Raw genomic sequence first — 21,858 nt, 5'->3', positions numbered from 1 at the left:
AGGCTCAGCCGAAGCACTGCCCCTCGCCGCGGTAGGTCGGAACCGTTGTCCGCGAACCCGATTCGTCGACCAGGTGGATCTGGTCGAACCGCTCGCACAGCTCGCCCGCCTTGGCGTGCCGGAACCACACGCGATCGCCGATCTCGAGTTCCGCACCGCCTGCCAGCGGAGTCTGCACCTCCCCAGCGCCTTCGGAACCGAGCAGCTTCAGGCCGGCGGGCCACACCGGCAGCGGCACCCGGCTCGGGCCCGCCGGACCGGAGGCGATGTAGCCGCCCGCGAACACGGTGGCGATGGTCGGGGTCGGTTTGCGCAGCACCGGGGTGGCGAAGAACAGCGCGGGGCGCGGGGTGAACGAGCGGTAGTGGTCGAACAGGGTCGGCACGTACAGCCCGGACCCGGCGGTCACCTCGGTGACATCGGGATCGGTGATCGACACCTCGATCGACCCGGTGCCGCCGCTGTTGACGATCTCCAGTGGCCCGGTCACCATGCGCACGGCGTCGAGCACCTGGCCGCGTCTGCGGCCGATCTCGGCGGCCGAAAGGCGCTTGACCACCCGCACCGCGGGGTTGCTGTCGGGCAGGCCGGCGATCTGGGCCTCGTAGGTCATCACGCCGACCACGTCGAATCCGCGCCTGCGCGCCTCGGTGGCCAGCACGGCTGCCTGGTCGGGAGTGCGCACCGGCGAGCGGCGGGTCCCCAGGTGCAGCGGGCCGATCCGCAGGGCGGCGTCGACGTCGAGGCAGACGCGGGGGCGGACCAGATCGGTGCCGAGTGCGGCGCGGGTGAGTTCGAGCTGGGCGACGTCGTCGATCATCAGGGTGATCGAGCCGAGCAGGACCGGGTCGGCGGCGAGTTCGGCCAGCGCGGCCCGGTCTGTGACCGGGTAGCCGAGCAGGATGTCGCGGGCGCCGAGGCGGGTCAGCCAGATGGCCTCGCGCAGCGAGTAGGCCATGATGCCCGCGAAGCCGCCCTGGGCGGTGAGGCCGGTGCCGAGGACGCGTTCGAGCACGGCGCGGCAGCGCACCGATTTGCTGGCGACACGGACCGCGACGCCGTTCGCGCGGCGGACCAGGTCGGCGGCATTGGCGTCGAGGGCGGTCAGGTCGAGGGCGGCCAGCGGCGGGTCGAGCTCGGCGGTCGCCGCGTGCAGACCTGGCAGCGATGTCGTCTGGGTCACTCGACTACTGAACCACCAATTTGGTCAGTCGTCCAGCATCGCGGCGGGTCAGACTTCGACGGCCTTGAGGGTCAGGCAGCTGACCAGGTCGTCGATGACGACGAGCGTGGTTTCGTCGTTCCCGTCGGCGAGCCAACGCAGGACCGTGCCGTACAGCACCGAGACGACGTAGGTGGCGACCGAGTCCAGCGGCTCGAGCCACTGAGTGCCCGAGTGCTTGGCGCACAGGCCGAGGAAGGTGGCGGCCTCGTCGTCCATCTGCCGGAACAGCGCGGCGGCGGTCGGATCGCCGACGGTCTCGCCCGACGGCGACCATCGCTGCTGCAGGGTCTGCAGCGTAGCCTCGTAGGCCGCGATCCGGCGGTCCGGCGCGGCCTTCACCAGCGGCCAGTAGGCGCTCATGCCCGCGTGCAGCAGGATGCGCAGCGCCCGCACGCCGGTGGCGTCCGAGCTGGCGGCGGCTTGCTCAACGGCTTCGCAGACGGCGGGCCGCAGCGCGGCTTCGGTAAGTTCACGACTGGCGCTCAACGACAACTCCTCGGCAACAAATTTCGCTGCCCGCGGCGATGCGAGCTAAGTGGAGAAGATCGATCAGGTGCGATCAACCTATCCAGCGAGCTCGATCTTAGAAGGTTTTCTGGATTCATGAACTGATTCAGCCGTCCTTTTCAGACTGAAAGATTGTTTTGTTATCCGAATGCGACCTTTTGTAAAACCGACCATACGGTTGAATTACTTCGCATTCCCTGCATCCGGCGCCCCCACGCCGTCATCTGCCCCTTGGCCGAGTGTACAAGTCACCGCGGGCGACCCCCGGGGGTCTGTGGGCGACAGCACAGAGGCACCCCGCGGAACGGACACCACACAGTGCGTGTCGGATCCGCGAACTCCATCGCGGAGGCCGCCGTCGCGTCGATAACCTGCACAAGTGACTCTTTCGCCTCCTGCCGACCAGTTCGCCATCAGCGGCACATTCAATTTCCGCGATGTGGGCGGGCTCCGCACCGCCGACGGTACGACGACCCGACCCGGGGTGCTGCTGCGCTCGGCCCAGCTGTCCGGTCTCGACGCGAAGGGCCACGACACCCTGCGCGCGCTGCGCGTCACCGACGTGCACGATCTGCGCGGCCTCGCCGAGATCGACCACATCGGCCACGACACGCTGCCCGAGGGCGTGCGCCTGCACGTCACCCCGTTCGACTCCAGGATGGGCGAGGCGCCGCCGCACGAGGCGCAGAAAACCTCGGCGCGGACGCACATGATCGAGGTCTACCGGCTGTTCCCGGTGATGCCGGAGGCGCACGCGGCGATCATCCGCCTCGCCACCTCCGTCGCCGAGGGCGACGGCGCCGCGCTGGTGCACTGCGCGGCGGGCAAGGACCGCACCGGCTGGGCGGTCGCGACCGTGCTGCGCGCGGTCGGCGTCACCGAGGACGACGTCTACACCGACTACCTGGCCAGCAATGCCGCCGTCGAACCGCTGCGGATGCTGCTGGAACCGAAGATCGCCACGGACGGGGCGCTGTCGGTCGACCTGCTCGGTGTGCGCGAGGAGTACCTGCGCACCGCCGACGCCTCGGTCCACGAGACCTACGGCGGCACCGAGGGCTACCTCGGCGCGATCGGGCTGACCGGCGCGCTGCGCGAGGCACTGCGCACGCGCTTGACCTGAGCTACAGGCCGCTGACCCGGCGCTGCCGCACCGGCAGCACCGCGCGGACCAGGCCGTCGGCCTCGATGCTCACCAGATTGCCGGTGTGGAACCAGGTTCCGCTGAAGCGGGCCATCGAGGCGTCGGGGTCGTTCCAGTAGCGCCTGCTGACATTCGGTCCGCGGCACAGCAATTCGCCGCGGCCCGCGCTCGCCTGCGGTCCGGCCAACGCCAATTCCGTGCCGCCGAAAGCGAATCCGAGGGCGGACCCGGATTCGGCGAGGTCGGTGTCGTCGACCATCAGGCCGATGCCGCTGGTCTCGGTGGCACCCCACACCGACCACTGCCTTGCCGCGGGGAACAGCCCGCGCAGCGCCGCGGTCAGCGTGGCGGGCGCCGCGGCGGCGGCGCGTTCGGACCGGTGACAGGCCTTGCTGATGCGCCGCACACCCGCCCCGGCCTGACGTGCGGTGAGTTCGGGCAGCAGCCCGGTGAAGATGCGCGGCGTGGCCGAGACCGTATCGATCCGCTCGGTCTCGAGCACGTCGGCGAGGTCGCGCGCGCCCGGCGCGAGCACCACCGTGCCGCCGACCGCGAAGGTCGGCAGCAGCTGGTCGACGCAGCCACTGGCGTGGGCCAGCGGCAACAACACCAGGTTGCGCATGCCGTCGGCGGACAGGTCGAGCGCGCCGATCACCGAGGACACCGCCGAGAGCAGGTTCTCGTTGGTCAGCTCGACGCCGGTGGGCACCGGCCGCCGGGCCGCGGTGCCGGTGTAGCAGAGCAGTGCCGGATCATCCAGTGCCGCACCGTCATCGATGTAGGCGGCGCTGTCGGGCAGCGGGCCGTCGGGGCCGAGCACGAAATCGGCGCGGCTGTCGGCGATCACCCGTTCGGCGATCGCGGCGGGCAGTGTGTCGGGCACAAGGACCGGCACCGCGCCGGAGAGCAGCGCGCCGAGGAAGGCCTGTACCCAGCGCGCGCTCGTCGGCATGTGCACCGCCACGCGGTCGCCGTAGCCGACGCCGTGGTCCTGCAGGCCACCCGCGATCCGCGAGGCGCTGTGCCACAGTTCGCGATAGGTCAGGCGCGGCCCGCCGACCTCGACGATCGCCTCCCGGCCGGTGAACGAGTGCACCCGCAGGTCGAGCAGCTCGGTGAGGGCCGGGCTGAGATCTCCGTAGCGAAGGATGCCGTCGGAGCCCCTGGTCAGCCGCCCGGCCGCACCCTTGGCGGGGAACTCGATGATGGTCGCGCCCGGCTCGTGCTCGCTCTGACCCATCCGGACCTCCACGTACGTCGATGCAGCACCGCACCTGTGACTATATGACGTGGATCACAGTATTGTCAGGCAGTCGGCGCGGTCATTCGCCGCGATAGGTCGCCTTACCGGGTCCGGCCTCGAGGAAACTGCGCACCGCGCCGCGCAGGTCGTCGGTGGCGAACAGCTCGCCCGAGACCTTCGGCGTCACCGAATCCGCGTGTGCCACACCGCCGGAACGCCACGCCTCGATGATCTGCTTGGTCGCCGCGTGCGCGCGGGTCGGGCCGTCGGCCAGGCGGGTGACCAGCGCGCGGGCCGCGGTCTCGAGATCCTCGTGGATCGCGTTGACCACGCCCCACTCCGCCATCGTCGCCGCGTCGTAGAGGTCGCCGGTCATCACGAATTCGCGGGCGCGGCCCGAACCTGCCCGCTCGGCCAGCCGCTGCGGGCCGCCCATCGACGGCGTCAGGCCGACGACCGTCTCCACCAGCCCGAACTTCGCCTTCGGCGCGGCCAGGATGATGTCGCAGGCCAGCGAGATCTCGAAGGCCGCGGTGAGGGTGAGCCCGTGCGCGGCGAACACCACCGGGCACGGCAGCGCCTCGAGCGGGTGGATGATCTGCGCGAACAGGTCACGCCACAGCTGCGCGCCCTCCTCGACGCTGAGCCCGTAGAAGACGTTGACGTCGACGCCGCCAGAGACGACCTTGCCTTCGGCCCGGAGCAGCACCGCACGCGGCGGCTGCGCGCTGACCGCGTGGATATCGGCGATCAGCGAGGCCATGAGCTGGCGATCGAAGAGGTTCAGCGGCGGGTGGGCGAGGGTGATCGTCGCGATCTCAGCACCGGCTTCGGTGAACTCGCGTGTCAATCGGGTCGGCTGCGTTGCACTCATCCGGTCAGCGTAGAACCAGCCCGGCTCTCCGGACAGTGCCTACCGGGCGGAGATCGCGCCCACAATGCGGAACCAGCGGGGTGTCGGCGCTCGTTGACATGATGAGCTGTCGGGGACCTCGGTGCCCTACAGTTCGTTTCGTCGGGGCGAAGAGGAGGACGACGCCGTGTTCAACCAAGCGATCGAAAAGGCCGTGGTCGACGTACTCGACACCGGATCGAAACTGCAGGCGCCCGCCGTGCGTCGCTACGTCGAATTCCTACGTGAACGTCATCCCGGTGAGAGCCCCGCCCAGATCGTGGTACGGCTGGAGAAGCAGTATCTGCTCGCCGTCACCGGCAGCGGCGCCGCGGTCGGCGCGGCCGCGGCGGTCCCGGGAATCGGCACCCTGGCCGCGCTCGGTGCCATCAGCGCGGAGACCGCGTTCTTCATGGAGGCCTCGGCCCTGTTCACCCTCGCCGAGGCCTACGTCCACGGCATCGAACCCGAGGACAAAGAGGCCCGGCGCGCGATGGTGCTCGCGGTCGTGCTCGGCGACACCGGTATGGCGATCGTGCAGAAGGGCCTCGGCACCTCGTCCAAGAACTGGGCGAGCATGGTCGCGAACAAGGTGCCCGGGATCTCGGCCATCAACAACAAGCTGCTGCAGCAGTTCATCAAGCGGTTCATCACCAAGCGCGCGGCGCTGATGGCGGGCAAGATCCTGCCCGCCGGCATCGGCGCCGCCATCGGTGGCGTCGGCAACCGGACGCTGGGCAGGGTGACGATCGACAACGCGCGCAAGGCTTTCGGGCCCGCGCCCGCGTTCTGGGCGACCCCGCTGCACCGCGTCATCGACGCCGATCCGCTGCCCGCCATCGACGCGACGCCGGCGAAGAAGCGGTGAGCGGGCGGCCGGGCGACGCTGTGCGGGTGCGCGGCGTCGGCAAACAGTTCGATCTGGTCGGCGCCGTGCACGACATCGACTTCGCGGTGCCCGCCGGTGCGGTCACCGCGCTCGTCGGGCCAACCGGCGCGGGCAAGTCGACGGTGCTGCGGATCGTGCTCGGCCTGCAGCAGCCGACCACCGGCAGCGTCGAGGTCGGCGTGCCCGGCACCGGTCCGGGCGCGGTCGGGGCGGTGCTGAGCCCGCGCGGTCTGCATCCGGCGCGCACGGTCCGCGATCATCTGCGCTGCTACGCGCCGCTCGCCGGAGCGCGGCGGCGGCGCGTCGACGCGGTGCTCGCGGAGACCGGGCTCGCCGCGATCGCCGATACCGTTGTCGGCCAGCTGCATCCTGGTCAGCAGACCCGGCTCGCGCTGGCGACCGCGCTGCTGGCCGAGCCCCCGCTGCTCGTGCTCGACGATCCCTTCACCGGCGCCGACAGCTTCGAACGCGGCTGGCTGCACGAACTGCTGCGCCGCCACGTCGGCCGCGGCGGCACCGTGCTGGTGAGCTCCGACAAACTCGCCGACGTGGTGTCGACGGCCGATCAGCTGGTCGTGCTGAGCGAGGGCGCCGTCGTCTGGCAGGGCACACCGGCCAAGCTGCGGCGCGGGCATCCCGACCGGCTGGTCGTGGCCGCCTCACCCTCGATCGCGCTGGCCACCGCCCTGGCCGCGCAGGGCTACACCGACGCGGTGATGCGGCCCGACGGGCGGCTGGCGGTGGCCGAGGCGAGCGAGTCGACCATCCGCTCGGTCGCCGAGGCCGCGCAGGTGCGGATCGGCAGCATCGTCACCGATCCGATCCACCCCGACCGGGTGCTCGCCTCGCTGACCAAACCGCGCAGGCACCGGCACTCCCCGCCCGTGCAGGCGGCGAATCCCGCCGCGTTCGCCCCGGCGCCGACCTCGTATGGGATACCACGATGACCTCTGTGCTGCCCGCCGATCTCCTGCCCGGCATCGAGTCCGAGGCGCGCAAGGTCGTCGCGGTGCGTCCGGCCCGTCTGCTGCTCGGCGCGCCCGTTGTGCTCGCGCTGGTCGCGACGCTGATCACCGCGCTCATGTCCGGGCCCGCCGATCCGAAGGGTCAGCCCGCCACCGGGGCCGCCACGATCGGGCTCTATCTCGGGATGATCGCGGTGTTCGTGGTGGCCGTGGTGCTCGGCATCGCCGCGACCGGCGGTGAGTACCGGCGCAAGACCATGGCGCTGACGGCGCTGTTCGCCCCCGACCGCGATCGGCTGGCCATCGCGAAATACGCCACGACCGCCGCGTTCGCCTTCGCCGTCGCGCTGGCCGCCGAACTGGTGAGTCTCCTGGTGCTGCTGGCCGCCGGGCGCGGCAAGTTCGAGCTCGGCTGGCAGCTGATCGAGGTGCTCGGCGCCGGTCTGCTTGTCGCCCTGTGCTGGGCGGTGATCGGGGCGGGCATCGGGTTGCTGCTGCGCACGGTCAGCGGGGCGGTCTGGCTGGTGCTCGGCTGGGCGTTCGTGCTCGAGCCGCTGATCTGGGTGGTGGCCAAGGGCTTCGGGGCCGGTGGCTTCGCGGCCATCCTGCCCGTCTCCGCGACCGTGGCCGGGGTGAGCGCCGGTTCGTTCCAGGAGGCCGAGGTCTTCGCGCCGACACCGGCCGCCCTGGTGGTGCTGCTGCTGTGGACCGCCGCGATCGGCGCCGCGGGCTGGTGGGACCTGCGCACCCGCGACCTGTAGTGCCGGTGGCCACCACCGCACCCGGCTGGATCCGCAGACTCTGGCACCTGAGCCTGCAGCACCCCCGCCTGCTCGCGGGCATCACCGCCTCGGTGCTGGCCGGTGCGGCGGTATCGATCGCCGCGCCGCTGGCGACCAAACGCGCCGTCGACGCCGCCGTCGCGGGCGACACGACCGTCATCGGCACCGCGGCCGCGCTACTCGCGTTGCTCGCGGTCGGCCGGTTCTTCGCCACCTTCGCGCGCAGACTCTGGGCGGGCAAGCTGTCGCTGGAAGTGCAGCACAGCCTGCGGGTCTCGCTGCTCGCCGCCCTGCAACGGCTCGACGGCGCGGGCCAGGACGCGATCCGCACCGGGCAGGTGGTCTCGCGCTCGATCACCGATCTGCAACTGGTGCAGGGACTGCTGGCGATGGTGCCGTGGTCGGGGCTCGCGGTGCTGCAGTTCGGGCTGTCGGCGGTGGTGATGGTGTGGCTGAGCCCGCCGCTGGCGCTGGCCGCGCTGCTGGTCGCGCCCGCGATGGCGGTCGTGGTGCTGCGGTTGCGGCCCCGCCTGTACGCGGCGACCTGGTCGGCCCAGCAGCGCGCCGCCGACCTCGCCGAACACGTCGAGCAGACCGTCACCGGGGTGCGGGTGGTGAAGGGGTTCGGGCAGGAAGCCCGGATGGTCGACGTGCTCGAGGACCACGGCCGCCGACTGTTCGCCGAGCGGCTGCGCGCGGCCAGGATCAATGCCAGATTCGCGCCGGTGGTCTCGGCGCTGCCGCAGGCCGGGCTGGTCGCGGTGATCATCGTCGGCGGTGTGCTGGCCAGGCACGGCGCGATCGGCGTCGGCACCTTCCTCGCCTTCACCTCCTACCTGGCCACGATGACGTCCTCGGCCCGCACGATCACCTCGGTGGTGATCATGGGCCAGCTCACCAAGGCCGCCGTCGACCGGGTCTTCCAGGTGATCGACGCCGCGCCCGTGCTGGTCGATCCCCAACAGCCGGTCACGGTGCCGCCCGGCCCGCTCGGCATCGAGTTCGACGCGGTGAGTTTCGGTTTCGAGGCCGATCAGCCGGTGCTGCAGAACCTCGACCTGACCGTGCTGCCCGGGGAGACGGTCGCGATCATCGGTCCCGCCGGCTCGGGCAAGTCGACGCTGTCGCTGCTGCTGCCCCGCTTCTACGCGCCCGGCGCGGGCCGGATCAGCCTGGTCGGCGCCGACGGCACCAAGGCCGACCTGGCCGACCTGCGCGCCGAGGACCTGCGCGGCGCGCTCGGCGTCGTCTTCGACGATCCGTTCCTGTTCTCCGACACCATCGCCGCCAATATCGCCCTCGGCCGTCCCGAGGCCACCGACGCCGAGATCGAGGCCGCCGCGACCGCCGCCGCCGCGGACGAGTTCATCGCCGCCCTGCCCGAGGGCTACGACACCGTCATCGGCGAACGCGGCCTCACCCTGTCCGGCGGGCAACGCCAGCGCATCGCCCTGGCCAGAGCGCTGCTCACCCGGCCGCGCGTGCTGGTGCTCGACGACGCCACCTCGGCCGTGGACGCCGTCACCGAGGCCGAGATCTTCCGCAGACTGCCCGATCCGGGCGGGCGGACCACGCTGATCCTGGCCCACCGCGAGTCCACGCTGGCCCAGGCCGATCGCGTCATCCGGCTGCCCGCGCCCACCGGTTCGGCGGTGCCCGCGGCGACCTCACTCACCAAGAGCCTCCCCGACGGGGGCAGGCCACGCTCGATGTCGGCCGCCTCCGCCGATCTCAGCGAGACCCCCGAACTGCGCGCCGCCGTCGACGCGCTGCCACCGGCCACCGAGGAACCCGGCCTGCCCGGTGACCTGCGCGCTCCCCAGCCCGATTTCGGCCTGCGCGCCCTGCTGCGCCCGGTGCGCGGCCTGGTGGCCGCGGTCATGCTGCTGCTGATCGCCGACGCGCTGATCGGCGTCGCCTTCCCACCCCTTGTCCGCTACGCCATCGACACCGGCGTCACCGCGGGCGACGGCACCGCGCTGGCCGTCGCCGGCGCGATCGGGATCGGGCTGGTGCTGGCGGGGCTGCTGGTCGGCGTCGCGGTCACCGTGCTCACCGCGCGCACCGGCGAACGCGTGCTGTTCGGGCTGCGGGTGCGCAGCTACGCGCAGTTGCAGCGGCTCGGCCTGGATTTCTACGAGCGCGAACTGTCCGGCCGGATCATGACCAGGATGACCACCGACGTCGACGCGCTCTCGACGTTCCTGCAGACCGGCGTCGCGACCGGCCTGGTCGGGCTGATCACCCTGATCGGCGTCGCCGTCGGCCTGGTCTTCATCGATGCCGGGCTCGCGCTGATCGTGCTGGCCACCGTGCCGCCGATGCTGCTGGCCACGCTGGCGTTCCGGCGGGTCTCCTCGGTGGCCTACACCGTCTCCCGCGAGCGGGTGTCCGCGGTCAACGCCGATTTCCAGGAGAACATCGCGGGCCTGCGGGCGGTGCAGGCCGCGCGCAACGAGCCGACCGCGGCCCGCCGCTTCACCGAGTACTCCCACCGCTATCGCGACGCCCGCATGCGCGCCCAGCGCGCGATCGCGGCCTATTTCTCCTTCGGCCTGGCCTGGGCCGACCTCGCCCTTGCCGTGGTCGTCTACCTCGGCGCGAACGCGGTGGCCGACGGGCGAACGACCACCGGCACCCTGGTCGCCTTCGTGCTGTATCTCGGCCTGCTTTTCGGCCCGATCCAGGAGCTCTCGCAGGTGTTCGACGGCTACCAGCAGGCCAGGGTCGGCCTGCGCCGCATCGGTGACCTGCTGCGCACCGAGTCCTCGATCGCCGCCGATCCACCGGACGCGCTGACCATCGACCGGCTCGACGGCGAGATCGTCTTCGACGATGTGCACTTCCGCTACCCCGGCGCCGGCACCCCGGCGCTCGACGGCGTCTCCTTCACCGTCCCGGCCGGGTCGACCCTGGCGCTCGTCGGCGCGACCGGCGCCGGCAAATCGACGATCGTGAAGCTGCTGGCACGGCTCTACGACCTCCCTGACGACCCCGCCGCCGGCTCGATCCGCGTCGACGGCGTCGATTTACGTAAATTTGTGCTCACCGACTACCGGACGCGGCTGGGAATTGTGCCCCAGGAAGCTCACCTGTTCACCGGTGACGTCGCGAGCAATATTGCATTCGGGCAACCTTTCGCCACAACGGTGGACATCAGCACCGCGGCCGGGAAAGTCGGTGCGGCGGAAATGATCGCCGGATTGCCCCGAAAAATGAACCAACCGGTCGGTGAAAGAGGGCGTGGATTGTCCGCCGGGCAGCGTCAGCTGATCGCGCTGGCCCGTGCCGAACTGGTCGACCCCGATCTACTCCTGCTCGACGAGGCCACCTCGACCCTCGACCCGGACACCGAGGCATCGGTGCTGGTAGCGAGCCGATCGCTGGCACGAGGCCGGACCACCGTCGTGGTCGCGCACCGGCTTGCCACCGCGGCACGCGCCGACCTGATCGGCGTGGTCGAGCAAGGCAGGGTCGTCGAACTCGGGTCGCATCAGGAACTGCTGGCCCGGGGCGGACGTTACGCGCGACTCTGGGCGGCGGGCGCCGAAGCCGAGGGGATACTGTCGGCGCGTGACCGGTCGTAGCCGGGGAGATCGGGTCAGTAGCAACACGGGTATGCCGCTGGGCATATGCTCGGTGAGGGCGCATCGGCAGCCATCCGCTGATACCCCTGCCGGGCACGTCACAAACGTCGCAGCGCGAAGAACGAAATGAGGCGAACACCAGCTGTGAGCAGCTCAACTTCCCAGTTCGGACAGAACCAGTGGCTAGTCGACGAGATGTATCAGAAGTTCAAACAGGACCCATCCTCGGTCGACGCGAGTTGGCACGAGTTCCTCGCGGATTACACACCGGAGGCCACCGAATCCGGTAACAGCCAGGCTCCGGCTCCCGCCGCCGCTCCGGCACCGGCTCCCGCGCCTACCGCCGCGGCTCCCAAGCCAACTCCGGCTCCCGCGCCGCCCGCTCCGGCGCCGGCGCCTGCCCCCAAGCCTGCTCCCGCCACCGTGCGCGCGCCGCAGACCACGCCGGCCCCGGTATCCAACGCACCGGCCGCCGCGCCCAAGGCCGCCGCTGTCCCCGTTGCCGACGAGACCAAGGTGCTGCGCGGCCCCGCCGCCGCCATCGCGAAGAACATGTCGGCCTCGCTGACGATCCCCACCGCGACCTCGGTGCGCGCGATCCCGGCCAAGCTGATGATCGACAACCGCCTGGTGATCAACAACCACCTGGCCCGCACCCGCGGCGGCAAGATCTCGTTCACCCACCTGCTCGGTTACGCGATCGTCCAGGCGATCAAGGCGTTCCCGAACATGAACCGCCACTTCGCCGAGATCGACGGCAAGCCCAACTCGGTCACCCCGGCGCACACCAACCTGGGCCTGGCGATCGACCTCGCCGGCAAGGACGGCAACCGTTCGCTGGTGGTCGCGGCCATCAAGGAAACCGAAGAGATGAGCTTCGGTCAGTTCCACTCCGCCTACGAGGACATCGTCCGCCGCGCCCGCGAGGGCAAGCTCGGCGCCGACGACTTCTCCGGCGTCACCATCTCGCTGACCAACCCGGGCACCATCGGCACCGTCCACTCGGTGCCGCGCCTCATGCCGGGCCAGGGCGCGATCATCGGTGCGGGCGCCATGGAGTACCCGGCCGAGTTCCAGGGCATGAGCGACGAGCGCATCGCCGACATCGGCGTCGGCAAGCTGATGACGCTGACCTCGACCTACGACCACCGCATCATCCAGGGTGCCGAGTCGGGCGATTTCCTGCGCACCATCCACAACCTGCTGATCTCCGACGAGTTCTACGACGAGATCTTCCACGGCCTCGGCGTGCCGTACGAGCCGGTGCGCTGGCGCAAGGACATCAGCGAGCGCGGCGTCGACAAGAGCGCTCGCGTGCTCGAGATGATCGCGGCCTACCGCAACCGCGGTCACCTGATGGCCGACACCGATCCCCTGCGCCTGGTCAAGGACAAGTTCCGCAGCCACCCCGACCTCGACGTCACCCAGCACGGGCTCACCCTGTGGGACCTCGACCGCACCTTCAACGTCGCGGGCTTCCACGGCCAGGAGCGGATGAAGCTGCGCGATGTGCTGTCGATCCTGCGCGACGCCTACTGCCGCCACGTCGGTGTGGAGTACACCCACATCCTCGAGACCGATCAGCTGCGCTGGATCCAGGAGCGGGTCGAGCAGAAGCACGTCAAGCCGACGGTCGCCGCGCAGAAGTACATCCTGAACCGGCTCAACGCCGCCGAGGCGTTCGAGACCTTCCTGCAGACCAAGTACGTCGGCCAGAAGCGGTTCTCGCTCGAGGGCGCCGAGGCCGTCATCCCGATGATGGACGCCACCATCGACCAGTGCGCCGAGCACGCGCTCGACGAGGTCGTCATCGGCATGCCGCACCGCGGCCGCCTCAACGTGCTGGCCAACATCGTCGGCAAGCCGTACTCGAAGATCTTCACCGAGTTCGAGGGCAACATGAACCCGGCGGCCACCCACGGCTCCGGCGACGTGAAGTACCACCTCGGCGCGCAGGGCCAGTACCTGCAGATGTTCGGCGAGAACGAGATCGAGGTCTCGCTCACCGCGAACCCCTCGCACCTGGAGGCGGTCGACCCCGTCCTCGAGGGCCTCGTGCGCGCCAAGCAGGACCTGCTGAACAAGGGCGACGGTCCCGAGGGCTTCTCGGTCATGCCGCTGATGCTCCACGGTGACGCCGCGTTCGCCGGTCAGGGCGTTGTCGCCGAGACGCTGAACCTGGGTGGCCTGCGTGGTTACCGCGTCGGCGGCACCATCCACATCGTGGTGAACAACCAGATCGGCTTCACCACCGCGCCGGAGAACAGCCGCTCCACCGAGTACTCCACCGACATCGCGAAGTTCATCGGCGCGCCGATCTTCCACGTCAACGGTGACGACCCGGAGGCCTGCGACTGGGTCGCGCGCCTGGCGGTCGACTTCCGCCAGAAGTTCCGCAAGGACGTCGTCATCGACCTCGTCTGCTACCGCCGCCGCGGGCACAACGAGGGCGACGACCCCTCGATGACCCAGCCGGAGATGTACGACGTCATCGACACCAAGCGTTCGGTCCGCAAGGCCTACACCGAATCGCTGATCGGCCGTGGCGACATCTCCATGAAGGAGGCCGAGGACGCGCTGCGCGACTACCAGGGTCAGCTCGAGCGCGTGTTCAACGAGGTCCGCGAGCTGGAGAAGTACGTTCCGGAGCCGTCGGAGTCCGTCGAGGACGACCAGAAGGTGCCCGCCACCGTGCAGACCGCGGTCGACAAGTCGGTCCTGCAGCGCATCGGCGACGCGTTCAACACCCCGCCGGACGGCTTCAACGTGCACCCGCGCGTCAAGCCGGTGCTGGAGAAGCGCCGCGAGATGGCCTACGAGGGCAAGGTCGACTGGGCCTTCGCCGAGCTGCTCGCCTTCGGCTCGCTGATCGACCAGGGCCACGATGTGCGCCTGACCGGTCAGGACTCGCGCCGCGGCACCTTCACCCAGCGCCACGCGGTCATCATCGACCGTCTCAACGCCGACGAGTACACCCCGCTGCACAACATCGGCTCGGAGAAGCCGGGCTGGTTCGCGGTGCACGACTCGGCGCTGAGCGAGTTCGCCGCGGTGGGCTTCGAATACGGCTACTCGCTGGGTAACCCGAACGCGCTGGTCCTGTGGGAGGCGCAGTTCGGTGACTTCGTCAACGGCGCGCAGTCGATCATCGACGAGTTCATCTCCTCCGGTGAGGCCAAGTGGGGCCAGCTCTCCGACGTCGTGCTGCTGCTGCCGCACGGCCACGAGGGCCAGGGTCCCGACCACACCTCGGGTCGCATCGAGCGCTTCCTGCAGCTGTGCGCCGAGGGTTCGATGACCGTCGCTGTCCCGTCGACGCCGGCGAACTACTTCCACCTGCTGCGCCGCCACGCTCTGGACGGCATCCGCCGCCCGCTGATCGTCTTCACCCCGAAGTCGATGCTGCGCAACAAGGCCGTTGTCTCCGACATCAAGGACTTCACCGAGTCGAAGTTCCGCTCGGTGTTCGACGAGCCCACCTACGAGCAGGGCATCGGCGACACCACCAAGGTCAAGCGCATCCTGCTGACCTCGGGCAAGCTCTACTACGAGCTGGCCGCGGAGAAGGCCAAGCAGAAGCGCGAGGACGTGGCCATCGTCCGGGTCGAGCAGCTCTACCCGATCCCGACGTACCGCCTCAACGAGGCACTGGCCAAGTACCCCAACGCGACCGACATCGCCTGGGTCCAGGAGGAGCCCGCCAACCAGGGCGCCTGGCCGTTCTTCGGCCTCAACCTCCCCGAGGTCCTCCCCGACCGCCTGGGCAAACTGCGCCGCATCTCCCGCCGCGCCATGTCGGCCCCGTCCTCGGGTTCGTCGAAGGTCCACGCCGTGGAACAGGCCGAGATCATCGCCGAGGCCTTCGAGCCGACCGCGTAATCGGTTACCGCACAACGGCTGACGCCGGATGGATCAGCAGGATCCACCCGGCGTCAGCCGTTTCCACACCTGCCTAGGTGGGCCTCAGCTCTTCGCGCCGTGCTACCAGCATCTTCGTGAGCCGGTCGGTCGTCGGTTCGTCGAACCCGATCGAAGGTACCTTCGCGTCCCACGATTCAGCAGCATCGACAATCCGAGCGAGATCGCGATCGAGCGCTCTCTTCGGCACGCCGAGCCGCGCGGCCGCAGCCGCCCACCACCGATAGGTGAGTTTCGCGGCCCTGCCGTACAGAGCCAATGCCATCGGATCGTTCCACCCGAGGTAAGGCTGTGTGGTGAGCAGGTCGTAGGCGGGCGTCACTTCCCAGACGCCTTCGCGCGATCTTCTGACGGACAGGTTCTTTCCATGCAGATCGCCGTTGCCGATGAGATAGCTGAAAGCGGCGATTGCGAGAGTTCGCCGCGTGGCCAAAGGCGCCGAGCCCGCGCCGGTCCGGACCGCGTCCGACAGTCCGATAATGGCTTCCTGCAGTGAGATCCGGTACTTCGCGGCGGGATATCGCCCAAGCACCTGGCACGCATCCTCTTGCGCGAGTCGCTCGATTCCACGGGGCGTGGTGATTCGATCGAATCGTTCGACGAACAGGGCGGCTCGGCCGTACCGGTCAGTGGCCAGCCGATGGTTCGGCACGTCGATTCCGCAGGCTGCCGCCATCCGCAAAAAGAAGTCTTCGTTCTCGACCAGACGCGGATACTCGGGCGGGTTGAGTTTCAGGATGGCCGGACCACGTTCGGTGGTGACCCGAGTCGAGATCATCTGGGCCGAGACCTTGACCTGCACCCCGGGCAGGCCGGTGCGATCGAGATCGACCGGATCAGAGGTCGTCGCCTGCTGGAAGAGCTCTGTGAAGTCGGCGTCGTTCGAATCGCCCGCGGTGAATACCGGCGATGGGGTCACCGGTAAGTGCCCCTCGGGGAGCACTTGCACGTCACCGATGGTGTCGGCTCCCACCGCGAGCAAAATGCTGAAGTGGTCGTCGTCGCTGGTCTTCGCCGCGGTCGTAATCGCAGTCAGCCGGGCGCCCTCGGGAAGCAGACCCGCGAAGAACGGCGGTACCGAGCCACCAGTAGCCCGGTACCGCTCGGACGACTTCGGCAGCGTGAACGCCACGGCCGGGGCGCTCGGATCGTCGAGGTAGTCCTGCCGATAGGCGAAGGTCACCACGTCCTGTTCCCGAAGCAGATGCCCGGCAGTGCGTCCTGCTTTGTAGACGTCTGCGCGGTCGATGCCACGCAGATCAGGCACATCCATGGGCGCGCTCACAGGTCGGCACCGCTCTGGGAGCGTAGTGCCACCACCGTTGCCGCCGCAGTGCCTGCCTCACCTTGGGACAGACAGGCAAGTGTCAGGCCGAGCGCATCGAGCACTTTCAGGGTGACGTCCAACGTCGGAGAACGCCGACCGGACTCCAGATTGTGCACCGACGACACCCCGACGTCAGCGAGATCGGCAAGGTCGAGTTGGGTGAGCCCGAGCCGACGCCGGCGATCGGAGAGTAGTCGACCGAACTCCGCGAGCGGGCCCGGGTCGGTAGCAATACGCCTGCGGGGCTTCGGGCGACTCATCAGCCTCCAATCTTTGCTATTCCAGAGTTAACAATGGGATTACCGGAAGCGCTTTGCGGATCACCATTTATCTTTGCAAGAACAAGGATAGCAGCGAAGTGGCGATCGCTTCTGAGTCAATCCCCTCTAATCATTGGAATAACAAAGTTAGAAGGCTACCGCACAACGTCGAACGCCGGGTGGATCGTGATGATCCACCCGGCGTTCGCCGCTTCGGTCGGTGGGCGGATCAGCCCGCGTTCCGGGTACAGACCACGTCGATGACCTTGGTACCGCTCAGATCGGACGAGCCGAAGCTGGCCAGCCGCGCGATCGGAACACCGTCGGAGAGCCGGTCGATGGCCTTGCGAATGGCCTCACTCCGATTCGGCCCGGACGCCGCGGCGACCCACCCCTGCTCGTTCCACACCACGGCCCCGCACCCGTTGGCCCAGGTGGCCATGACCCCGCAGTCCTCCCCGCCCTTGGCGGCACAGGCGTCGAGCACCGCGCCCTGCGCCCCCTCCGCACTGTCCCAGTTCGCCGCGCTCCAGCTCTCCCACATCTGCTCGCTGAACCCGATCGCTCCCCACAGGTCCCCCGCCGCATTGGCCGACCCGGCACCAAGCACCGACCCGACCGCAAGGCCCACCGTCGCCACCGCAACGCAGGCCCTACCGACAAAACTCATCCGAAAGTTCTCCTCTTGCAACCAGTCCCGAAGATCGGAACCGCATAGAAAACCACGAATCCCGCACTCCCGCAAAATCTTCGACAACAACCCGAACTCCGCACAGGAACCACCGAAGCCGAAAGGGGTTGGGTCCGCCCAGGATCCACCCCCTCGTCCGCTTCCTACTTGTTGAGCGTGATCCAGGCCTGGCCCGAGAGTTGTTCCAGTTCAGGGTGGTTCGGGTAGATGTCGGCGGTGGCGACGATGGTCGCCTCGACGCGGCCGGGGCCGGGCGCCATGCCCATGCCGGTGATCACGCCGTCGGGAGCGTGTTCGATGACGCCGTTGCTGTCGACCTTGTGGGACTGGCCGTTCGCGACGCCGGTGTCGAGGTTCTTCCACCGCACCGAGACACGGTAACCCTCACAGTTCTGCCCGGTCTGGACGATTTTCACCCGGACCCCGAGCTGCCCGGCTTGTGGCTGTGGCACTGTTTCGGCGTTGATGATGGCCGCGCAGCCGTTCCCCGGTACCCGGGCGAGGGTCGGGTTGAACTGGACGACTTGATCGGACGGCAGGGCCGCCGCTGGACTGCTGAACCCGACGAGCGCGGCAACGGCCGCCGCGGCGGCCACCCCGACCTGAACCGAAACCCGTTGACGTTGTGTGCTTTTCAGACTCATGTTGTGGAATTCGCCGCCCGCCGGGAGATCGTTAACCACCGTAATGGTCTCAATGAGGCAACAGCACCGCCGGTAGCGAGAGAGACGTGGGTCACAGAGTCCTCTTAACCACCTGGCACACGGCCCTCACGGTTCCCCGGTAGTGTCCGCGGACACGACTGGGAGAGGTGACGCAGGTGAGCGGACGAAACGGATTCCTGCTGTTCGGCGGGATCTCGTCGGTCGGGGCGGGAGCGGTGCATTTCCTGGCCGCCGGAATGCACACCGACCACGCCACGCTGGCGCGGCTGATGGTCGTGCTCGCCGCGATCCAGTGCGCCACCGGATTGGCGGTGTTGCTGAGCGAGCGCAAGCTCGTGGTGACGGCGCTGGTCGCGGTGAACGCGTTCGCGGTGGCGGTCTGGGCGTTCACCCGTTTCGCCGATATCCCGTGGGTCACCGGACTGACCGCGGAGCCGCCCGGGGTTGCCGATACCGCCTGCGCCACGCTGGGCGCGCTCGCCGTGATCGGTGCGACCGTCGCGTTGCTCCGGCCCACCGCGACCCTGCCGCCGATGCGGTCCGGGATCGCGGCGGCCGCGGTGGGTGTGCTGGCGGTGGCGGCGATGCTCAACGGTGTCGGGCACGTGCACAGTCACGGCGAAGGCGGCGACGGACATTCGCACGCGGCGGGCGACGAGCACGGTGACACCGGCGACGCGTGGCCGCGCCCGTTCGACCCGGCCCAGCCGATCGACGTCTCCGGTGTGCCCGGCGTGACCGCGGAGCAGGAGCAGCGCGCGGCCGACCTGATCCGCAGCACCATGGCCGGGCTGCCCGCCTTCGCCGATGTCACGACCGTCGGCGCGCTCGGCTTCCGTTCCATCGGGGACTCTGCCTCCGGCTACGAGCACTACGTCAACACCGGCTACATCCGCGACGACAGTTTCCTCGACGCCACCCGCCCGGAGTCGCTGGTCTACCGGGTCGACGGGCAGAACCGCACCCTGGTCTCGGCCATGTACATCGCCAAGGGCAAGAAGATCGACGACCCCGCCCTCACCGACTACGCCGGTTCGCTGATGCAGTGGCACGTCCACGACAACCTGTGCTGGAAGGCGGGCGACATCGGCCCCCAGGTCGCGGGCGTGACCGACGCCCAGGGCAATTGCCCGCCCAACTCGATCAACCCAGGATCGGGCAACCCGATGGTGCACGTCTGGATCGCCCCGCACCAGTGCGGCCCGTTCGCCGCCCTGGAAGGTCACGGCGCAGGCCAGGCGAGCACCACCGACGGCCGGCGCACCGACACCTGCGGCACCCACGACCACAGCGGCGGCCACAAATAGCGACCGACCAGGGCAGCCCCCAGCGCGTAATATTACGAATCATTGATATTATGAATATCGGAGAATCGAAATATGGAGGCACTATGGCGACGACAGTGGAGATTCCGGACGAGCTCCTAGCCGAAGCCCTGCGGCTGACCGGATTGCCGACCAAGAAAGCTGTCATCAATCTCGCGATGTCCGAGCTCGTTCAGGGCTATCGGCAGCGTGAGGCGCTGACCCGGCTCAAGCGCTTGGACCACAACCCCTTCCTGACCGAGGACGAGCTGGCGGTCGATCAGGGCGACTCGCGGTGACCGCGACGACCGTCCGTCCGAGATATCTCCTCGACCAGTCGGTGATGTCGCACTACCGGACGAACGCCGCCGTCGAACGCGCCATCGACGAGCTGGCCATCACCGGGGCGCTGTGCTCGTCCACCGTGACCATGGACGAAGCCCGGTTCAGCGCTCGCAACAACGCCGACCTCGGCTTCCTCATCGAGCTCTACGGTTCGGTGTTCCATTGGCTGCCCGCCGACGACATGGTGGAGGCGAAGGTCCGTCAGATCCGCACCGCGCTGTGGAAGATCGGCGCAGGCCGTGGCGCCCAGACCACCGACGTCCAGATCGCGGCGGTCGCGCTGCGCCACGACGCCACCGTCATCCACAACGACACCGATTTCGTCACCATCGCCCGCGCGATACCCGAGTTCCGCCAGCGACGCATCCGGCCCAGCTGATTCCGCGCTTCGTAGGAGACCGCACTCAGCTCGGCTGTACCCAGCGGCGTAGTGCGTCGATCGTGGTTTCCGGAGACGTGTTGAAGCAGAACCGGATTCCCGGGACGAGCTCGGCCGTGACGTTGATCAGGCGCTCGAACAGCACGGTATGTTCGGGTGCCATCCGAACACCTGCGCCGATCATGGCGACGCGGAATTCTTTGCCTGCCAGGCACTCACGCAGCTTTGCCTCCGCCGCGTCGGGGTCGGCGGGTAGCTGACAGCTGACGAGGTCGAAACCGGCTTCCCGCAAGGCGGTTTCGCCTGCGATGATGCGGGCGGTCAGGGTCGTCTCGTCGAGCTGTGGATAGTGAGAATAGTCGACGGCGCTGGGGTGCAGGCCTATCGAGAGCACTGCGTTCGGATTCTGTTCTGCCACTGTGTCCTCCGTTCTCATCAGGTACACGACGACGCCCACACTCACGAGCAGCGCTGCGAGCAGGGCGCCCGCTTTCACCACGACGTGGCGCCCACGCGGTCGAAGAAGCCGCCGCTCGGGCCGTGGCGGTCGACCGTCGCCATGGCCACGATGGCATCGGTGCCCTCGGTGACGGTCTGGAACCCACTGTGCTCGTTGAGGTCCGTCGCGGTGTAGCCGGGATCGACCGCGTTGACCGACATGCCGTCGAGTTCAGTCGCGTACATGACGGTCAGCATGTTCAGCGCCGCCTTGGTGCTCGGGTAGCCGAGAGCCGCTGGCAGCAGACCTGCCCATTTCGGGTCGGTGACGGTGGCGATCGAGCCGACTCCGCTGGAGACCATCACGATCCGCGGATGCTCGGACAGGCGCAGCAGCGGCAGGAACGCGTTGGTCACCCGGATCGGGCCGAAGACATTGGTCTCGAACACCTCGCGCAGGTCGTCGGGCCTGGTGTCGCCCGGTGCGGTGCGCGGGCCGCCGATGCCCGCATTGTTGATCAGTACATCGAGGCGGCCCGACTCGGCTTTCACCGTGTCCGCGGCGGCGGCGACCGACTCGTCGGAGGTCACGTCCAGTGCGACGAACCGGACGTCGAGCCCGGCCGCGGTGAATTCGGCCGCCGCCGCCTCGCCCCGAGCGGTGTCGCGCGCGGCCAGATACACCTGCCAGCCCGACCCGGCCAGCCTGCGGACCGTTTCCCGGCCCAGTCCCTTGTTGGCCCCGGTGACCAGGGCGATCGTCTTTGTCATGCACCCAGATTCGCGCTCCAGCGGGCCGCGTTCCAGGGCAGGCTAGGCATAGGACAGGCGATACCAGGGCCTACGGGACCAGGACCTGCGTCCCGGCTTGCGCACCGGCGACGCGGATGCCGCGCAGCAGCACAACCGCGGCGATCACCACCACCGGCCCCGGCGTCGGTTCGACGATGACGGCGCACACCACACCCCAGCCGAGCACCGCCCACGCGAGGAATTCGGGCGGAACGATGCCGCGCCGGTCCATCCACACGATGAGCGAGCCGACGAGCAGCAGCGGCCAGCCGAATCCGGCGGGGTTGGCCCAGAAGCTGTTGGCCGCCGGGGTGTCTTCCCACCAGTGGCCCCACAGCTCGAAGGACAGCCATTCGTCGAAGGAGGACGAGCTGAGCAGCAGTCCGATGGCGAGGTGTCCGCCGCCGATGATCGCGAGCACCATCCCCGCCCACTTGATCATCCGATTCACGCTCTGTCGCTCCATCACGAACCCCTCACATCTATACGGAAGCGTATACGACGC

Annotated in this window: 20 protein-coding genes; 9 read left to right on the top strand and 11 right to left on the bottom strand. The window is 69.0% G+C overall.

Annotated elements, in window-relative coordinates; all coding sequences use genetic code 11:
• Positions 1 to 4: 4 nt before the first annotated feature.
• Entirely contained in the window at positions 5 to 1,183 is a 1,179-nt protein-coding gene (locus ACWF82_RS09185; RefSeq protein ID WP_452499556.1) for an amino acid deaminase/aldolase, read from the bottom strand.
• Positions 1,184 to 1,231: 48 nt separating this feature from the next.
• Entirely contained in the window at positions 1,232 to 1,711 is a 480-nt protein-coding gene (locus ACWF82_RS09180; RefSeq protein WP_452499555.1) for a TetR family transcriptional regulator, read from the bottom strand.
• Positions 1,712 to 2,111: 400 nt separating this feature from the next.
• On the opposite strand from ACWF82_RS09180, the gene ACWF82_RS09175 reads away from it, so the two are divergent.
• Positions 2,112 to 2,855 carry a tyrosine-protein phosphatase gene (locus tag ACWF82_RS09175; protein ID WP_452499553.1) on the top strand — a complete coding sequence of 248 codons (744 nt, stop codon included), beginning with the start codon at positions 2,112 to 2,114 and terminating at the stop codon, positions 2,853 to 2,855.
• 1 nt (position 2,856) lies between these two features.
• On the opposite strand, the gene ACWF82_RS09170 is transcribed toward ACWF82_RS09175, so the two are convergent.
• Together ACWF82_RS09170 and ACWF82_RS09165 are read right to left on the bottom strand one after the other, a co-directional pair.
• Positions 2,857 to 4,116 (bottom strand): class I adenylate-forming enzyme family protein, encoded by a 1,260-nt coding sequence (locus ACWF82_RS09170; protein WP_452499551.1) that lies wholly within the window; start codon positions 4,114 to 4,116, stop codon positions 2,857 to 2,859.
• A gap of 82 nt (positions 4,117 to 4,198) precedes the next feature.
• A complete protein-coding gene (locus ACWF82_RS09165; protein ID WP_452499550.1) occupies positions 4,199 to 4,993 on the bottom strand; it encodes an enoyl-CoA hydratase/isomerase family protein in 795 nt (264 codons plus the stop codon).
• Between the two features lie 166 nt (positions 4,994 to 5,159).
• On the opposite strand from ACWF82_RS09165, the gene ACWF82_RS09160 reads away from it, so the two are divergent.
• The 5 genes from ACWF82_RS09160 (at position 5,160) to ACWF82_RS09140 (ending at position 15,113) form a co-directional block, all read left to right on the top strand.
• Positions 5,160 to 5,879: a hypothetical protein gene (locus tag ACWF82_RS09160; protein WP_452499548.1), complete on the top strand. Its 720-nt coding sequence runs from the start codon at positions 5,160 to 5,162 to the stop codon at positions 5,877 to 5,879.
• Positions 5,876 to 6,847 carry an ATP-binding cassette domain-containing protein gene (locus ACWF82_RS09155; protein WP_452499546.1) on the top strand — a complete coding sequence of 324 codons (972 nt, stop codon included), beginning with the start codon at positions 5,876 to 5,878 and terminating at the stop codon, positions 6,845 to 6,847. Before ACWF82_RS09160 ends, ACWF82_RS09155 begins: the two co-directional genes overlap by 4 nt.
• Positions 6,844 to 7,626, top strand: coding sequence for an ABC transporter permease (locus ACWF82_RS09150; RefSeq protein ID WP_452499544.1), 783 nt, complete (start codon positions 6,844 to 6,846; stop codon positions 7,624 to 7,626). The genes ACWF82_RS09155 and ACWF82_RS09150 overlap by 4 nt, the downstream gene beginning before the upstream one ends.
• 5 nt (positions 7,627 to 7,631) lie before the next feature.
• Positions 7,632 to 11,234, top strand: a complete 3,603-nt coding sequence (locus tag ACWF82_RS09145; protein ID WP_452499542.1) for an ABC transporter ATP-binding protein — start codon at positions 7,632 to 7,634, stop codon at positions 11,232 to 11,234.
• 126 nt (positions 11,235 to 11,360) lie between these two features.
• Positions 11,361 to 15,113, top strand: coding sequence for a multifunctional oxoglutarate decarboxylase/oxoglutarate dehydrogenase thiamine pyrophosphate-binding subunit/dihydrolipoyllysine-residue succinyltransferase subunit (locus tag ACWF82_RS09140; RefSeq protein ID WP_452499540.1), 3,753 nt, complete (start codon positions 11,361 to 11,363; stop codon positions 15,111 to 15,113).
• Between the two features lie 73 nt (positions 15,114 to 15,186).
• Here the strand turns inward: ACWF82_RS09140 and ACWF82_RS09135 are convergent, their stop codons facing one another.
• From ACWF82_RS09135 to ACWF82_RS09120, 4 genes are all read right to left on the bottom strand, one after another.
• Positions 15,187 to 16,425, bottom strand: a complete 1,239-nt coding sequence (locus ACWF82_RS09135; RefSeq protein ID WP_452499538.1) for a type II toxin-antitoxin system HipA family toxin — start codon at positions 16,423 to 16,425, stop codon at positions 15,187 to 15,189.
• Positions 16,426 to 16,433: 8 nt separating this feature from the next.
• A complete protein-coding gene (locus ACWF82_RS09130) occupies positions 16,434 to 16,739 on the bottom strand; it encodes a helix-turn-helix domain-containing protein (protein WP_452499536.1) in 306 nt (101 codons plus the stop codon).
• A 229-nt stretch (positions 16,740 to 16,968) separates the two neighbouring features.
• Positions 16,969 to 17,409 carry a DUF4189 domain-containing protein gene (locus ACWF82_RS09125; protein WP_452499534.1) on the bottom strand — a complete coding sequence of 147 codons (441 nt, stop codon included), beginning with the start codon at positions 17,407 to 17,409 and terminating at the stop codon, positions 16,969 to 16,971.
• A gap of 164 nt (positions 17,410 to 17,573) precedes the next feature.
• Positions 17,574 to 18,074 (bottom strand): hypothetical protein, encoded by a 501-nt coding sequence (locus ACWF82_RS09120; protein WP_452499533.1) that lies wholly within the window; start codon positions 18,072 to 18,074, stop codon positions 17,574 to 17,576.
• A 176-nt stretch (positions 18,075 to 18,250) separates the two neighbouring features.
• Here ACWF82_RS09120 and ACWF82_RS09115 point away from each other — a divergent pair, with 176 nt between their 5' ends.
• The 3 genes from ACWF82_RS09115 to ACWF82_RS09105 all read left to right on the top strand — a co-directional run bounded on the left by ACWF82_RS09115 (position 18,251) and on the right by ACWF82_RS09105 (position 20,123).
• Complete coding sequence (locus ACWF82_RS09115; RefSeq protein WP_452499531.1) at positions 18,251 to 19,402, top strand: hypothetical protein; 1,152 nt, start codon at positions 18,251 to 18,253, stop codon at positions 19,400 to 19,402.
• 83 nt (positions 19,403 to 19,485) lie between these two features.
• Positions 19,486 to 19,698: a type II toxin-antitoxin system VapB family antitoxin gene (locus tag ACWF82_RS09110; protein WP_452499529.1), complete on the top strand. Its 213-nt coding sequence runs from the start codon at positions 19,486 to 19,488 to the stop codon at positions 19,696 to 19,698.
• A complete protein-coding gene (locus ACWF82_RS09105; RefSeq protein ID WP_452499527.1) occupies positions 19,695 to 20,123 on the top strand; it encodes a PIN domain-containing protein in 429 nt (142 codons plus the stop codon). Before ACWF82_RS09110 ends, ACWF82_RS09105 begins: the two co-directional genes overlap by 4 nt.
• A 25-nt stretch (positions 20,124 to 20,148) precedes the next feature.
• Here the strand turns inward: ACWF82_RS09105 and ACWF82_RS09100 are convergent, their stop codons facing one another.
• From ACWF82_RS09100 to ACWF82_RS09090, 3 genes are all read right to left on the bottom strand, one after another.
• Positions 20,149 to 20,580 carry a hypothetical protein gene (locus tag ACWF82_RS09100; RefSeq protein ID WP_452499525.1) on the bottom strand — a complete coding sequence of 144 codons (432 nt, stop codon included), beginning with the start codon at positions 20,578 to 20,580 and terminating at the stop codon, positions 20,149 to 20,151.
• A gap of 35 nt (positions 20,581 to 20,615) precedes the next feature.
• A complete protein-coding gene (locus ACWF82_RS09095; protein WP_452499522.1) occupies positions 20,616 to 21,332 on the bottom strand; it encodes an SDR family oxidoreductase in 717 nt (238 codons plus the stop codon).
• 70 nt (positions 21,333 to 21,402) lie between these two features.
• Entirely contained in the window at positions 21,403 to 21,819 is a 417-nt protein-coding gene (locus ACWF82_RS09090; RefSeq protein WP_452499520.1) for a DUF6463 family protein, read from the bottom strand.
• Positions 21,820 to 21,858 lie beyond the last annotated feature (39 nt).

Source organism: Nocardia sp. NPDC055053, assembly GCF_053608285.1.
The sequence above is the reverse complement of the archived record's forward strand: the minus strand, read 5'-3'. Positions and strand labels throughout refer to the sequence as shown.

What these genes read in the sequence shown, in the direction of transcription:
- ACWF82_RS09170 (WP_452499551.1), bottom strand. Translation starts at nt 4,116, where the DNA reads ATGGGTCAGAGCGAGCACGAGCCGGGCGCGACCATCATCGAGTTCCCC.
- ACWF82_RS09165 (WP_452499550.1), bottom strand. Translation starts at nt 4,993, where the DNA reads ATGAGTGCAACGCAGCCGACCCGATTGACACGCGAGTTCACCGAAGCC.
- ACWF82_RS09150 (WP_452499544.1), top strand. Translation starts at nt 6,844, where the DNA reads ATGACCTCTGTGCTGCCCGCCGATCTCCTGCCCGGCATCGAGTCCGAG.
- ACWF82_RS09140 (WP_452499540.1), top strand. Translation starts at nt 11,361, where the DNA reads ATGAGGCGAACACCAGCTGTGAGCAGCTCAACTTCCCAGTTCGGACAG.
- ACWF82_RS09135 (WP_452499538.1), bottom strand. Translation starts at nt 16,425, where the DNA reads ATGGATGTGCCTGATCTGCGTGGCATCGACCGCGCAGACGTCTACAAA.
- ACWF82_RS09130 (WP_452499536.1), bottom strand. Translation starts at nt 16,739, where the DNA reads ATGAGTCGCCCGAAGCCCCGCAGGCGTATTGCTACCGACCCGGGCCCG.
- ACWF82_RS09125 (WP_452499534.1), bottom strand. Translation starts at nt 17,409, where the DNA reads ATGAGTTTTGTCGGTAGGGCCTGCGTTGCGGTGGCGACGGTGGGCCTT.
- ACWF82_RS09120 (WP_452499533.1), bottom strand. Translation starts at nt 18,074, where the DNA reads ATGAGTCTGAAAAGCACACAACGTCAACGGGTTTCGGTTCAGGTCGGG.
- ACWF82_RS09110 (WP_452499529.1), top strand. Translation starts at nt 19,486, where the DNA reads ATGGCGACGACAGTGGAGATTCCGGACGAGCTCCTAGCCGAAGCCCTG.
- ACWF82_RS09095 (WP_452499522.1), bottom strand. Translation starts at nt 21,332, where the DNA reads ATGACAAAGACGATCGCCCTGGTCACCGGGGCCAACAAGGGACTGGGC.
- ACWF82_RS09090 (WP_452499520.1), bottom strand. Translation starts at nt 21,819, where the DNA reads ATGGAGCGACAGAGCGTGAATCGGATGATCAAGTGGGCGGGGATGGTG.